Origin of the sequence: Vogesella sp. XCS3, assembly GCF_020616155.1 — a bacterium.
In the GTDB taxonomy this organism is placed as follows: Bacteria; Pseudomonadota; Gammaproteobacteria; order Burkholderiales; family Chromobacteriaceae; genus Vogesella.
In genome coordinates, this window is the sequence record NZ_CP085530.1 from 827,247 (window position 1) to 840,546 (window position 13,300).

The window sequence follows — 13,300 nt, forward strand, 5'->3', positions numbered from 1 at the left end:
GCAGGGTTAAGCCCAGCCGGCCAGCACGACCTTGCCGGTGGTGGCATTGCTTTCCAGCAAGGCATGGGCATGACGCAGGTTGGCCGCATTGATCGTGCCTGGCTGCGTGCCCAGCGTGCTGCGGATACGCCCCGCCTCCACCAGCCCGGCCACACGTTCCAGCAAGCGATGCTGCGCAATCATGTCAGGCGTAGCAAACAGCGAACGAGTAAACATCAGCTCCCAATGCAGCGAAATACTTTTGCGTTTTAGCTGGCGGACATCAATCGGCTCCGGGTCGTCGATTAGCGCCAGCTTGCCTTGCGGTTTCAATGCTTTGACGATTTCGTCGAAATGGCGATCGGTCTGGTTCAGGCTGATCACGTAGTCCACCTCGGCTATACCCAGCGCGGCCAGGCCTTCGCCAAGCGGCTGATGGTGGTTGACCACGTCCTGAGCACCCAGCTCGCGCACCCATGCCTGGCTTTCCGGCCGTGATGCGGTGGCAATGACGTGCAAACCGGTTAAGGTACGGGCCAGTTGAATCAGGATGGAACCCACGCCACCGGCAGCCCCCACGATTAACAATCGCTCGCCCTGATGAGCCCCCTCTTGCAAACGCAGGCGGTCAAACAGCAGCTCCCATGCGGTAATGGCAGTTAGCGGCAGGGCTGCAGCTTCGGCAAAGCCCAGCGTGCCTGGCATGCGGCCAACGATGCGTTCGTCCACCAGCTGCAGCTCGCAATTGCTGCCATCACGATGAATGGCGCCGGCGTACCACACGCGGTCTCCGGGGCGGAACAAGGTCACCCGCTCACCCACGGCTTCCACCACCCCTGCAGCATCCCAGCCCAGAATCTTGGGCTTGTCTTGCGCTTGCTGCGGCAGGCTTTTGCGGATTTTGGTATCTACCGGGTTAACGGAAATGGCTTCTATCCGCACCAGCAGGTCGTGACCACGGGCGTCCGGGGTGGGCAAGGTAATGTCCTGCAGCGACTGCGGATGGTCGGCGGGCAGGCCAGCAAAGGCGGCGATGGCTTTCATCTGTATTCCTTTCAAGGGTCAGAGCGGTTGCAGCAAGCGGATATCGAGACTGGCCAGCAACGGTGCGGCCTGCTCGCGAAAATGCTGGAAATGAGTACTGGCGGTATGCGCATCCAGCGCGGCCTGGTCTCGCCAGGCCTCGACCATCACCACGCAGTCGGGTGCGGACGGGTCAAGGTTGGGTATGTATTGCAGGCAGCCGGGCTCCTGCAAGGTAGCCTGGCGCAAGGCATCCAGCAGTGGCAGCACGGCGGTGCGCTGGCCGGGCTGGCAAACCAGGGTGGCAATCACGGTAATGGGCATGCGGTTTCCTTGGTGACTTGACTATGCCAGCCAGTATGCCGCGATTGGATTGAGGTGATTAGTCACTATAATCCGGAAAGACTATCTGTAATGCCGGACAATCAGCATGAAACTGGACGCCATGGCCTTGTTTGCCCTTGTGGCAAACGAAGGCAGCTTTACCGCCGCCGCTCGCGTTTGCGGGCTACCCAAATCCACCCTGAGCCAGCGCGTGGCCGAGCTGGAAAGCCGGCTGGGCATGCGCCTGCTACAGCGCACCACCCGGCGGCTTAGCCTTACCACCGCAGGCCAGGCTTATCTGGTGCACTGTCAGGCCATGCTGGACGCTGCCGATGCGGCTGAGGCGGCTATCTCGCGCCTGCGTGACGCGCCCAGCGGGCGGCTACGCATTACCGCGCCGGAAGCCTCCGGCACCCTGCTTTTGCCGGCGCTGCTGGCCGCCTTTGCCCTGCGCTACCCGGCGGTAAGCATAGACTGCGTCATCACGGATGCGCAGCTGGACATGGTGGCCGAACGCATCGATCTGGCGCTACGCACCGGGCAGCTAGCGGATTCCAGCTATGTCTCGCGCAAGGTAGGCGCTGTCAGCCGGGTGGTGGTGGCCGCTCCGGCCTATCTGGCCGCCAAAGGTTGGCCGCAACAGCCTGCCGACCTGGCCCGACACCAGCTGCTACTACATACCGTGCTGCCATACTGGCCATTGCAACAAGCGGGGGGGAGCGTGCAGATTGATGCCAGCCAGGCCACACTGCGTGCCAATAACCTGAATACCCTGCGCCAGTTTGCGCTGGCAGGCGCCGGCATCGCCCTGCTACCCCGCTTCATGGTGCGACAGGATCTGGCGGCCGGCCATTTGCACCACCTGCTTGCGGACACCCCCGTGCCGGATAACCACTATTACGCGGTTTACACCAGCCGCAGCCACCGCCCTGCGGCACTGACTGCCATGCTGGACTTTATCGATGAATACGGCTTGGCAGCATTGCTGGCATAAACGCACCTGGCGGCACAGCATTTTCTATCAAGGTAGCGCGCTGCTATTCAAGCAAGGTTTGAAAATTGAATATCGCGCCCTATTCGCACGCGCGACCCAATGACCGCCGACACGGCCAATAAACCGCTTACTGCGGGCGGTACAGTATTACTGCCGGCGTGCCACACCCTCGGGCAAGGAAGGCCAGACATGCCATTTTGCCACGCAATACCAAGCTGCCTTGCTCTCATGGCGCCAATGCCTTGCCAGGCTAGTATTTTCGCGACAAGCGGGCGCATCCAAGAATGGCATTTATTAGAAATGGCAAAACCAACTGCATTGGCGCAATATCCTGCGGTGGTTTCCCGATACCGACAAAAGAGCGGCACGCACTAGGTGCGGTGATTAATTATAGAATCACCGCATTCAGTATTGGATAACCAATCAATATCGTTTTTAACACTCAAGCCCTGCCGTATTTGACCTGATAATTACCCTAGGCAAGTATTGACGGGAGTGTTTGATGAGCCGGATACAGCGCAAACCTTTTATCGCATTACAAAACGGATTAAGCCCATGGTTTCCTGCCAATACCAATAAAAAAGAGGGCATGCCTCCACCAGCGCAAGATACCTCGGCCTTATCGGGCGAGTTCCTGAGCTGGGCGCGCTGGCTGGACACCTTGCGGGATGCGGCACGTGGTGGCGATTACACCGCGGTGCAGGCACTGGCCAAGGGCAAGCTGCGTTTTATCCTGCGCCGTAGCAGCCTGCTGCGCGACAAGACCATGCTGGGGGTATTGCACCACCGGCAGCTTGCCGAGGCGCATGCACTTTGTCAGGAATTTGAACAGGTGATTGGCGAGCTCACCGGCCGCATCATGCCGCCCGCAGACGAATGGCCGCTGCCGGTGCGGTTCTATGCGCCAGAGCCCGCCATGACCGGCACGGCCGCAGGGCAACGCAGCCTGCATGAACGCCGCCATGTACCAACCAGACAAAACCGGCTGGACGCAGTGAGCCAATCGGAAGCTCAACAGGTTTACGGCTGCTTGCGGCTTGTGCTTCGCCTGCTGCAGCAGCAGGTGAATCTGGCCGAATCACAAGCCATGGCACAGGTGAACGAGATACTGGCGCGCACGGTCAAGCTGGGCCACCTGGATAGTGAACCCGGCGTATAACGCCAGGCTTGGCCGGCTTCGGTTAAAATGGTTATCTCTTTCCAGAAAGCCCAATCATGCAGCAGATCGTTGATTTCATCCTGGAGCTGGATAAGCTCAAGGGCGTTACCCGTAAAACCCGGCCACTGGGGCTAAGCCGCCAGGAAAACTCCGCCGAGCATAGCTGGCAGATCGCCATGCTGGCTGCGTCGCTAGCGCCTTACGCCCCCGGGCCGGTGGACATGAACCGTGTTATCGCTATGCTGCTGGTGCACGATATAGGCGAAATAGACACCGGCGACACCATTGTTTACGCCACAGAAGGCTGGGAAGAGCGCAAAGCAGCCGAGCTGGCTGCGGTGCAGCGCATTTTTGGCCTGCTGCCTGACGCGCAACGTGCGCAGTTCCTGGCGTTGTGGCAGGAGTTTGAAGCGGCAGAAACCGCCGAATCACGTTTTGCCAATGCGGCAGACCGTGCCATGCCGGTATTGCTGAACCTGGCCAATAACGGCCAGAGCTGGCGCGAAAACGGTATTAGCTATCAGCGTGTCGTTGGCCGCATTCGCGAGCCCATCGAAGCAGGCTGCCCTGCGCTATGGGCCTATCTGGCCGAGCGTTTGGCGTACGCGGAAACCCAAGGCTGGTTTGGTGCCTGATACACAGCCCATGCCATGAAAAAAGCCGCCATCGACTGGCGGCTTTTTGTTTGGTACCGGGTCAGGGAATAATGGCCAGCCCGACCAAGGGCTGCCCCTGGGCAATGCGCCCCAAACGGCTGGCTTTGCCGGTTTGCAGATTCACTTCGTACAACTGGCTGGCCCCCAGCTTCTGCCGCGCGGCCAGAAACGCCGTGTTCTTCACGTCGGAAATATCCAGCGACGCGGCCTGCAAGTCGCCGTACCCTACCCCGCCAGGCTGCATGCCCAATACGTCCAGCGCCGGCAAGCCCAGGCTGCCAACGGTACGCAGCTGGCCACTATCCGGCGAAACAAAGGGTTGCTCGCCTTCTTTGGAGCCTTGCATGGCCAGGGTACCGCGCAAGGCGTCGATAGTGTACAGGGTGGTAATTTTGTCGTTTCGGGCGTTGTAGGTATACGCAGCGGCCAGAATCACCGGCTGCTGGCCGGCCTGGCTGTCACCATCGGCGTAGTGCAGGTTTTTGTCTGGCTGTACGCCATCTTGTGCAGCATTGCCATCGATTTGCGCACCAGTATCCGGGTGCATGCGCAGGTTGGCGCCTTGGTCGCTGACAATACGCATGCGGTCCACTGCCGGGTTGAAGTCAAACCCGAAACGCTGCCCAGCCAGCTGCGGCAGTACTGACGGCGGCCCGACCTGGCTTAGCTGGCCACTCTCCGGCGCGATGGTGAAAATACGCCCTGCGCGCGACAAACCATACAGAATGCCACGCGCTACGCGATAGTCGATCCCCACCAGAGTGTCGCCTGCTGGCAAACCGCTCAAAGGCTGGCGCGATAGCTCGCGCGAGGGCTGGCTGGCATTGATACGGATCAGCACCATGTCCTGGGTCAGCACATAAAGCTGTTCGGTGCGTAGCGGGCCGCGGGGCTCTGGCGGCAGGCTGGTGCAGCCAAGCAGCAGGCTGGCAGCCAGGCCCAAAAGACATAAACGGGTCGAGACAAGGCGTGGAGTATGCATGCGTATCCTTCTTGATGCGCCTTAGGCGCTGTGAGTAGCGAGAGAAAGGGTAGACAAACCACCACTGCCCTTGTGAACACGTATCTGTACCGGGATGCGCTCTTTCAAGCCTTCCACGTGGGAGATCACCCCGATCATTTTGCCGCTGGCGTGCAGGCTATCCAGCGCATCCAGCGCGACATCCAGCGTTTCCGGGTCCAGTGTACCGAAGCCCTCGTCGAGGAATAGCGAATCTATCGATGTTTTATGGCTCACCAGGTCGGATAGTGCCAGCGCCAGCGCGAGGCTCACCAGAAAGCTTTCGCCGCCGGATAAGGTGCGGGTGTCCCGCCGCGTGTCACCCTGCCAGGTATCCACGATATCCAGCTCCAGCTCGCCACCCGGCTGCCGTTGCAGCACGTAGCGCCCGTGCAGGCGGGCAAGCTGGCGGTTGGCCAGGTGTATCAGGTTGTCCAGTGTCAGGCCCTGCGCAAATTTACGGTATTTGTCGCCTTTGGCGGAGCCGATAAGGCTGTCGAGCCGCAACCAGATATCCAGCTCGGCTTGCTGGCGCGCCATGTCGGCCAGCAGTTGCTGTTGCTCGGCGCCGCGCCGGGCGTCGTCGTCCAGCAGGCTTTGCAACGCCCCCTGCCGTGTCAGGGCGTGCTGGCGGCTGGCGTCGTGGGCGGCGTGGGCTTGCTCCAGCTCGGCCAGTGCGGGCAGTCCGGCGGCCTCGGCTTGGGCTGCGGCCAACCTTTGCTGGCTGCTCTCGGCCACCGCCTGGTGCTGCGCCAGCTGGCTGGCCAGCTGCGCTAGCTGAGCTTCGTAAGACTGTACGCTGGCGTCATCCAGCAAGGCCTGCCGCCAGGCCGCCTCATCGGCAAAGCACTTGTCAGCCAGCGCTTGCAACCATTGCACGCTCACTACGCTTGCCATATCGGCTGCTTGCTGCAGCTGCTGTTGTTGCTGGGCAAGCTGCCCTTGCAACTGGCTGGCAGCCTGTTCCAGCAGAGGCAGGTTGGCTGCCTGGGCTTCCAGCTCGGCAGCAGGGTTGGCCGCAGCGCAGGGCTCGGCACCGGCAGGCCAGTGGGCGCGCCAATGCACTACGGCATTGCGTGCTTGCTGGCTCTGCTGCGCGAGCTGTTGCAAGGCGCTAGCCAGTGTTTGCAATGCGGTTTGATCCGTCTGCCACTGCGCCCATTCTTTCTGGCGCTCGGCCAGCCAGCTTTCCGGCTGCACGGGCAGATCATAAGACGCGCTAGCCAGGCTGCTGCCCAGGGTGCTTTCCAGCTGCTTCAGTTGTGCTTGCCGCTGTGCGGCATGCTGGCATTGCTGTTGCCATTGCTTTTGGCTGTCTTGTACGGCTTGCAGTAACAGTGCGTGTTCATTGGCAGCCTGCTGTTGTAACTGGGCAGTATGTGCCGCGCGAGCTTGTGCTGCTTGGCAGGCTTGACTAGCGGCGTCGACCGCTTCTAGCCGCCGGGCGCTATCGGCCAGGCTAACGCTGGCAGCATCGAGCAGGTCTGGCCACACCGCCGCATGCTGCCAGCCCTGTTCCGGCAGGCCAAGCTGGTCTGCCTGGCGCTGCCAGCTAGCCGATAGTGCATCCAGCCTGGCCTGCAGGCTTTGCTGTTGCTGTACGGCAGCGTGCAGGCTGGCCTGTAGCTGGGCCTGCTGCTGGTTGACCGCACGACCGCGCTCCTCCAGCACCTCCAGCTCGGTTTGCAGCCGGGTAATGGCCTGCTGAGTGGGTGCACTATCCAGCTGCTGGTATTGATGGATAGCCGGGTGTTCGTGCGCGCCGCATAACGGGCAGGCTTCGCCGGCTTGCAGTTGCTGACGATGCGCCTCCAGGCTCTGGATGCGCTGTTCCAGCAGCAGGATGTGTTGCTGGTCGGCCAGCAGCTTGCGGGTAGTTTTGTACTGCTGGCGCTGGGTGTCCAGCTGCAGCTGCACCGCATCCAACAGCGGCTGTAGCGTGTGCTGCTGTTGTTGGGCTTGTTGCAGGCTGGCGCTTAGCGTGCGCAATTCGCCAGCCTGGCCGGCTAGCTGGGCAAGCTGAGTGTTGTACTGCTGGGCTTGTTGCCACTGCTGGCGCAATCCGGCCAGGTCTTGCCCTTGCAGTGCCGCCTGCAGCGTGGCTTGCTGTTGCTGTGCGGCCAACTCGGCTTGCTGTGCTGCTGCTTGTGCGGCATCCAGCTGCGCTGCCAGTGTCACCACGTTGGCCTGTTGCTGCTCCAGGCGATGCTGACTGTGCGCTTGCGCTGCCTGCTCGGCTTGCAATGCCTGGCGTTGTGCAGCCAGCTGGCCAAGCTGGTTTTGCCACAAGGGCAGCCACTGCCCCAGCGTGGCATGTTGACTGCGCAGGGCCAGGCTGTCTGTCAGCTGCTGGTGCTGGCGAGTGGCGTGCTGCAACGCCGCGTCGGCTTCTGTTTGCAGCTGCAGTGCCAGCGACAGGGCGTGTTGTTTGCCGGCAGCCAGCTTTTGCTGCGCCTTGACTAGCGCTTGCTGCAAATCCTGGTGCTGCTGTTGCTGCTGTGCCAGCTGTGCCGCGGTGTTCTGGTAGGCGTGCTGCAGGGGCCGTATGGCGGCCGCAGGCTGGTGGGCGTCAAGGCTGGCTTGCCAGGGCGCGGCAGCCTGCCAGCTTTGCGTGCTTTGCTGAAGCTGCTGCGCCGCCAGCGCCGCAGCCTGTGCGGCGGCGGCCAGGTCTTGCTGCAGGTGCATCTGCCTGGCTATCTGCTGACAAGCGCTGGCGCTATCGCCTGCCTGCTGCTGCCATTGCGCCAGCTCGTGTTGCATGTCTTGCCGGCGGGCATCGTCCAGCAGGTCGGCAGCGCCGGCGCGGGTCTGCAGCTGTACCAGTAGCTGGCGCTGTTCGCGAGTGTGCTCGAATACGCGCTGCGAGATCTGGCCGTAGATGTCGGTGCCGGTCAGTTCTTCCAGCAACTCGGCGCGGTCGTTGGCGCTGGCGTTGAGAAAGGCGGCAAAACCGCCCTGGGCCAGCAGCATGGACTTGGTAAAGCGGGCAAAATCCAGGCCGGTCAACGCAATGGTCTGGCGCAGCTTGTCGTTGACCTGGCTGCTCAGGATGCGGCCATCCGCGTGTGCCAGCTCGACTTTGGGTGCCTGCAAGGCGCCATCGGCTTTGTCCCGCGCGCGGCGCTGGCTCCAGAAGGCGCGATAGCACTGGCCTTTGACTTCGAACACCACCTCGGCCAGACAGTCAGCCGTGTGGCGGCTCATGATGTCGTTCCCCCCCGCCGAGATGCTCTTCAGGCGCGGCGTTTCGTGATAAAGCGCCAGGCAGATAGCGTCCAGCAAGGTGGACTTGCCGGCGCCGGTGGCGCCGGTAATGGCAAACAGGCTGCAATCGGCCAATGGTGGCTGGTTGAAATCGATCTGCCACTCGCCTTGCAGCGAGTTCAGGTTTTTCAGGCGTACGCTTAGTATTTTCATGCTTGCCCTGCCTGTAGTTGCTGCAGGATGTGCTGATGACGGGTAGCCAGCTCGCTAGCCAGCCCCTCATCCAGGGTTTCCAGCGCCAGGCGGCGGGCAAACACCTCTTGCGGGCTGAGTTCGTCCAGTGTCTCGCGCGGGTTGCCAGCCAGACTGGCGGCCTGCTGCGGGCGCTCGCGACGCAGGCGCAGTATGTCCAGTGGCAAACCATCGCACAGCTGCGCTAGCCTGTGTTGCAGATCGGCCAGGTAGTCGTCGGCCTGCACGCATACTTCCAGCCATACCGGCTGGGTGCTGCTACCGGCCTGCGCGGCTGCGGCCAACTGTGGCCCCAGGCTAGCCAGCGTGCCACGCAGCTGGGCCATGGGCTGAAATACCGGCACCGGCAAGGGGCTAATGTGCTGTACGCCACCGCCATCAAGCTCAACCAGCAATACTTCTTTTTGCTGCCGGCTCTCGTCAAAGCCCAGCGCGATGGGCGAGCCGCTGTAACGGATATGATCCAGGCCACCGACCCGCTGCGGGCGGTGGATATGGCCCAGCGCAATGTAGTCCGCCGGCGGGAAGGCTGCGGTAGGCAACGCCTCCAGCGCACCAACGTAGATTTCCCGTACCGCTTCGCTGCTGCTGGCCCCCACGGTGGTAAGGTGGCCGGTGGCAATAATGGGCAGCGGCAGGCCCAGCGCCGTGCGCTGCGCGCAGGCTGCGTCGTATACCTGCTGGTAGTAGCTGGCAATGGCTTGCTGCAGCGAGCGTTGCTTATCCTCGGCGCTCTGGCCGGCTTCGCTACGCATCACGTCACGCGGGCGGATAAACGGCAGCGCGCACAGCAGCGCGCCGGGCTGGCCTTGCTTATTGCGCAGCAGATGCACCATACGCGCCGGCTCTGCGTCGATCGCCGGTACAACCAGCGTATTCAACCTGGCCAACAGAGGCTGACTCTCGGCCAGTGTGGCCACCGAATCGTGGTTGCCAGCCAGCAGGATCAGCTGTACGCCCAGCTCGTGCAGGGCCACGACCAGGCGGTTATAGAGTTCGCGGGCGTAGCTGGGCGGGGCGCCGGTGTCGAAAATATCACCCGCCACCAGCACGGCATCGGCTTGTTGCACTGCGACTTGTTGCAATAGCCAATCCAGAAAAGCTTGATGCTCGGCTTGCCGGCTTTTCCCCATGAAATGCTGACCCAAATGCCAGTCGGAGGTATGAATAATACGCATGGATAATGCCGGGAGGATAATGCTGGTTTGGAATGTGACGATTCTACCGTGTCAAGACACAGGTAGATACACACGGCAACACGGCGAGTCGGCCGATACGCCAATATCCATACTGAATGCGGCTATGACGTGTGGGCGGGCAAAAAAATAACCTCCTGAATCGTCACAAGTCAGGAGGTTTTATAAGTTCGGGCCGTAGCCCGCCTCTGAACAGGCTGCGAGGAAGCAGTAATTTCAGAAGATGGTTGAATGATATAGGCTCATGCGGCCTGGTGACTATGCGTAAAAATACCTAGGCAGCGGCAATGTGGCGATCAAACACGGTCATCAATTGCTCACCACTCTCTATGCGCTTGATTTCATTGAAGAAAATTTCCGCCTCGCCATAAGTGCGCTGCAACAATTTTGCCCATTGCTTGCTGCGGCTTACCGCGTAACGGCCGCCATCGGCACGCAACTGACATTGTTCTGTCAAATCGCGTAGCCACAGCAGTGCCTGCGACCACGCTGCCGGGGGCAGCATTTCACCGGTTTGCTGCAGGTGGCGAATGCGCCAGGCCAGGTCGGGGCTGGATACCAGGCCGCGCCCTATCATCACGGTTTCGCAACCGCTGATGTCGCGAATGGCCTGATAATCCTCCAGGGTCCAGACTTCGCCATTGGCCACCACCGGTATCGTCATCGCCTCACGGATACGTGCCAGCCACGCCCAGTGCGCAGGCGGGCGATAGCCCTCTACCTTGGTACGCGCGTGAACGCACAGCTCTTCTGCGCCCCCTTGCTCGATGGCATGGGCGCATTCCAGCGTCAGGCTGGTGTCTTCGTAACCCAGCCGCATTTTGGCAGTAACCGGCGTACTGGCAGGCACCGCACTACGTACCGCGCGCACGATGCTATAAAGAACGTCGGGCTCTTTTAGCAATACTGCACCGCCACGGTGCCGGTTTACGGTAGGCGCCGGGCAGCCGAAGTTCAGGTCTATCCCTACGGCCCCCATCTCGGCGGCACGCACGGCATTTTGTGCCAGCCATTCCGGCTCGGAACCCAGCAGCTGCACCCGCACGGGCACCCCGCAACGCGTGGCCGAACCGGTTTGCAGCTCCGGCGCCAGCCGCTCGAAGGTGCGCACCGGCAGCAGCGAGTTGGTCACGCGTACAAACTCGGTCACGCACAAGTCGATACCGCCAATACGCGTCAGGACATCACGCATGACGTCGTCTACCAGGCCCTCCATCGGGGCCAGTACAATTTTCATGTTTACCGCCAATACTTAAGGAGCAGCGCATTGTATACAAGCACGCCACCCGACACCACGCCAGCAGGCATCCACCTGCGCCAGGGCGATGCGAGCGACATCGCCAGTGCCCTGCCCTTGCTGGCCGCTTACCGCGCTTTTTACGAGCTACCCACCGATACGGCGGCCTTGGCCGCCTACCTGCAGGCGCGCCTTAGCACCGGCGAGGCCACGCTGTGGCTCGCTAGCCAGGCTGGCCAGCTGGTAGCTGTGGCATTGTGTTACCGCGGCTATTCCACCTTGAGCCTGGCGCGCAACGATCTGCTGCATGACTTGTATGTGGCGCCCGACTGGCGCCGGCATGGTATAGCGGCAGCACTGCTGCGGGCTATCCAGCAAAGCATTCCGCCCGGGGGCAATCTGTGGCTGGAAACCGCGCACAGCAATCACGGTGCGCAGGCGCTGTATCGAGAAATGGGCTTTGTGCCGGACACGGTGTTTCTGACCATGAGCTGGCAGCGCCCCGCTGATTTGTGAAGCCAGCCGCAACGCGGCACAATGCGGCCAACTTAGCAGGAGCGCACCATGACAACCGATATCACTTTGCCAGCGCTGGGGCGTTACCAGCATTACAAGGGCAACCATTACCAGCTGATAGACTTTGCCCGCCACAGTGAAAGCCACGAGCTGATGGCGGTATACCGCCCGCTATACGGTGACATGGGGCTGTGGGTACGCCCGCTGGCCATGTTTTGCGAGCAGGTCACGATTGATGGCGTCACACAGCCACGCTTTCGTCTGCTGGACGCGCCGTGCTGATCTACCGTACCGACCAGTTCCCCATGCCGCTGCCGGCTGGCCACCGCTTTCCGGCTGAAAAGTACGCGCTACTGGGGCAAGCGGTCGCCAGCCTGGCGCCCGACCGGCTGGCAGAAGCACCCGCTGCCACGCCGGCGGAGCTGATGCTGGCGCACGATGCCGACTACGTTGGCCGCATGCTCGACGGCAGCGTAGCCCCTGCCATCATGCGCGAAATCGGCCTGCCCTGGAGTGAGGCCCTGGTAGAACGCAGCTGCCGCTCGGTGGGGGCTACGCTGGCAGCCGCACGCAGCGCGCTACTGTATGGCGCGGGGGTGAATCTGGCCGGTGGCACACACCACGCCGGCCACGCCAAAGGGGGCGGTTTTTGCGTATTCAACGATGTGGCGGTAAGCATCCGTGTATTACAGCAAGAAGGGCGGATTCGCCGCGCTACCGTCATCGACCTGGACGTACACCAGGGCAATGGCACCGCCGAGTTGTTTGGCGCTGATGCGCGGGTATTTACCCTGTCCCTGCACGGGGAAAAGAACTTCCCCTTCCGGCGCGTGGCATCTACGCTGGATGTAAATCTGCCGGATGGCACGGACGATAGCGCTTACCTGGCGGCGCTGGATCAGGCACTAGCCACGCTGGCTGCGGGCTTTCAGCCCGATATCGTGTTTTATCTGGCTGGTGCCGACCCTTATGCAGGCGACCGCCTGGGCCGGTTAAGCCTCAGCCAGGACGGGCTGAGGCAACGCGACACCCGGGTTTTCGACCTGTGCGAGCAAAAACAGTGGCCGCTGGCGGTCGTGATGGCGGGCGGCTACGCCGTCCCCATAGACGATACGGTCGCCATACATTGCCAAACCGTGCGTGCCATGCTGGCACGCCACAGCATGAAAGGAGCTGTCTGATGACCATTGCCAAAGCGACATTTGCCGGGGGATGCTTCTGGTGCACCGAGGCGGTATTCCGCCAGCTGGAAGGCGTGACAGAAGTCATACCAGGCTATATCGATGGCCATCTGGCCGACCCGGACTACGAAAGCGTGTGCCGTGGCAATAGCGGCCATGCCGAAGCCATCGAGCTGCACTATGCACCTGACACCATCAGCTATGCCACCTTGCTGCAGGTGTTCTTCCTTACCCACGACCCCACCACGCCAAACCGGCAGGGTAACGATATCGGCACGCAATATCGCTCGAGTATCTATACGCATAGTGACAGCCAGCAGCAAGAAGCGCTGGACATGATCCGCCAGCTGGATGCCAGTGGCGATTACCCGGCCGCCATCGTGACCGAAGTCAAGCCCGCCAGCCATTTTTACCCGGCCGAAAGCTATCACCACGATTACTACCAGCGTAACCAGAATGCCGGTTATTGCCAGGTGGTGATTTCACCCAAGCTGCACAAGCTGTACCGCAGCCTGCCGGGCCTGCTGAAAACAAGCTGAATGCACATTACAAGGTGGTGGCCATGCGGCCGCCACCTTC

Annotated in this window: 13 protein-coding genes; 7 read left to right on the forward strand and 6 right to left on the reverse strand. The window is 61.6% G+C overall.

All coding sequences use genetic code 11. The features are described 5' to 3' along the window. Positions 1-6: 6 nt before the first annotated feature. Together LCH97_RS03785 and LCH97_RS03790 are read right to left on the reverse strand one after the other, a co-directional pair. Complete coding sequence (locus tag LCH97_RS03785; RefSeq protein WP_227303476.1) at positions 7-1,023, reverse strand: zinc-binding alcohol dehydrogenase family protein; 1,017 nt, start codon at positions 1,021-1,023, stop codon at positions 7-9. Positions 1,024-1,041: 18 nt separating this feature from the next. Beyond that, positions 1,042-1,326 carry a putative quinol monooxygenase gene (locus tag LCH97_RS03790; RefSeq protein WP_227303477.1) on the reverse strand — a complete coding sequence of 95 codons (285 nt, stop codon included), beginning with the start codon at positions 1,324-1,326 and terminating at the stop codon, positions 1,042-1,044. A 106-nt stretch (positions 1,327-1,432) separates the two neighbouring features. Between LCH97_RS03790 and LCH97_RS03795 the strand changes: the two genes are divergently transcribed. From LCH97_RS03795 to LCH97_RS03805, 3 genes are all read left to right on the forward strand, one after another. Beyond that, the gene (locus tag LCH97_RS03795) at positions 1,433-2,320 is read left to right on the forward strand and encodes a LysR family transcriptional regulator (RefSeq protein ID WP_227303478.1); all 888 of its coding nucleotides are present in this window, start codon (positions 1,433-1,435) and stop codon (positions 2,318-2,320) included. A gap of 589 nt (positions 2,321-2,909) precedes the next feature. Continuing rightward, positions 2,910-3,479, forward strand: coding sequence for a hypothetical protein (locus LCH97_RS03800; protein ID WP_227303479.1), 570 nt, complete (start codon positions 2,910-2,912; stop codon positions 3,477-3,479). A gap of 56 nt (positions 3,480-3,535) precedes the next feature. Then, complete coding sequence (locus tag LCH97_RS03805; RefSeq protein WP_227303480.1) at positions 3,536-4,114, forward strand: HD family hydrolase; 579 nt, start codon at positions 3,536-3,538, stop codon at positions 4,112-4,114. Between the two features lie 61 nt (positions 4,115-4,175). Here LCH97_RS03805 and LCH97_RS03810 read toward each other — a convergent pair whose 3' ends face one another. The 4 genes from LCH97_RS03810 to LCH97_RS03825 form a co-directional block, all read right to left on the reverse strand. Continuing rightward, positions 4,176-5,117, reverse strand: coding sequence for a DUF4394 domain-containing protein (locus tag LCH97_RS03810; RefSeq protein ID WP_227303481.1), 942 nt, complete (start codon positions 5,115-5,117; stop codon positions 4,176-4,178). 21 nt (positions 5,118-5,138) lie between these two features. Then, entirely contained in the window at positions 5,139-8,552 is a 3,414-nt protein-coding gene (locus tag LCH97_RS03815; protein WP_227303482.1) for an SbcC/MukB-like Walker B domain-containing protein, read from the reverse strand. Beyond that, on the reverse strand, positions 8,549-9,769 hold the full coding sequence (sbcD, locus tag LCH97_RS03820; RefSeq protein ID WP_227303483.1) for an exonuclease subunit SbcD: 1,221 nt from the start codon (positions 9,767-9,769) through the stop codon (positions 8,549-8,551). The genes LCH97_RS03815 and sbcD overlap by 4 nt, the downstream gene beginning before the upstream one ends. Positions 9,770-10,061: 292 nt before the next feature. Next, the gene (locus LCH97_RS03825; protein ID WP_227303484.1) at positions 10,062-11,024 is read right to left on the reverse strand and encodes a tRNA-dihydrouridine synthase; all 963 of its coding nucleotides are present in this window, start codon (positions 11,022-11,024) and stop codon (positions 10,062-10,064) included. 30 nt (positions 11,025-11,054) lie between these two features. Here LCH97_RS03825 and LCH97_RS03830 point away from each other — a divergent pair, with 30 nt between their 5' ends. Genes LCH97_RS03830 through msrA form a run of 4 tightly spaced genes read left to right on the forward strand, consistent with a single transcriptional unit; the run spans position 11,055 to position 13,260 of the window. Beyond that, positions 11,055-11,540: a GNAT family N-acetyltransferase gene (locus tag LCH97_RS03830; protein WP_227303485.1), complete on the forward strand. Its 486-nt coding sequence runs from the start codon at positions 11,055-11,057 to the stop codon at positions 11,538-11,540. 48 nt (positions 11,541-11,588) lie between these two features. Beyond that, a complete protein-coding gene (locus LCH97_RS03835) occupies positions 11,589-11,822 on the forward strand; it encodes a DUF1653 domain-containing protein (RefSeq protein WP_227303486.1) in 234 nt (77 codons plus the stop codon). Then, entirely contained in the window at positions 11,816-12,721 is a 906-nt protein-coding gene (locus tag LCH97_RS03840) for a histone deacetylase (protein WP_227303487.1), read from the forward strand. Before LCH97_RS03835 ends, LCH97_RS03840 begins: the two co-directional genes overlap by 7 nt. Then, positions 12,721-13,260, forward strand: coding sequence for a peptide-methionine (S)-S-oxide reductase MsrA (gene msrA, locus LCH97_RS03845; protein ID WP_255619268.1), 540 nt, complete (start codon positions 12,721-12,723; stop codon positions 13,258-13,260). Before LCH97_RS03840 ends, msrA begins: the two co-directional genes overlap by 1 nt. Positions 13,261-13,300 lie beyond the last annotated feature (40 nt).

Coding starts and splice junctions, on each gene's coding strand:
- LCH97_RS03785 (WP_227303476.1), bottom strand. CDS start 1,023: ATGAAAGCCATCGCCGCCTTTGCTGGCCTGCCCGCCGACCATCCGCAG.
- LCH97_RS03790 (WP_227303477.1), bottom strand. CDS start 1,326: ATGCCCATTACCGTGATTGCCACCCTGGTTTGCCAGCCCGGCCAGCGC.
- LCH97_RS03795 (WP_227303478.1), top strand. CDS start 1,433: ATGAAACTGGACGCCATGGCCTTGTTTGCCCTTGTGGCAAACGAAGGC.
- LCH97_RS03800 (WP_227303479.1), top strand. CDS start 2,910: ATGCCTCCACCAGCGCAAGATACCTCGGCCTTATCGGGCGAGTTCCTG.
- LCH97_RS03805 (WP_227303480.1), top strand. CDS start 3,536: ATGCAGCAGATCGTTGATTTCATCCTGGAGCTGGATAAGCTCAAGGGC.
- LCH97_RS03810 (WP_227303481.1), bottom strand. CDS start 5,117: ATGCATACTCCACGCCTTGTCTCGACCCGTTTATGTCTTTTGGGCCTG.
- LCH97_RS03815 (WP_227303482.1), bottom strand. CDS start 8,552: ATGAAAATACTAAGCGTACGCCTGAAAAACCTGAACTCGCTGCAAGGC.
- sbcD (WP_227303483.1), bottom strand. CDS start 9,769: ATGCGTATTATTCATACCTCCGACTGGCATTTGGGTCAGCATTTCATG.
- LCH97_RS03825 (WP_227303484.1), bottom strand. CDS start 11,024: ATGAAAATTGTACTGGCCCCGATGGAGGGCCTGGTAGACGACGTCATG.
- LCH97_RS03835 (WP_227303486.1), top strand. CDS start 11,589: ATGACAACCGATATCACTTTGCCAGCGCTGGGGCGTTACCAGCATTAC.
- msrA (WP_255619268.1), top strand. CDS start 12,721: ATGACCATTGCCAAAGCGACATTTGCCGGGGGATGCTTCTGGTGCACC.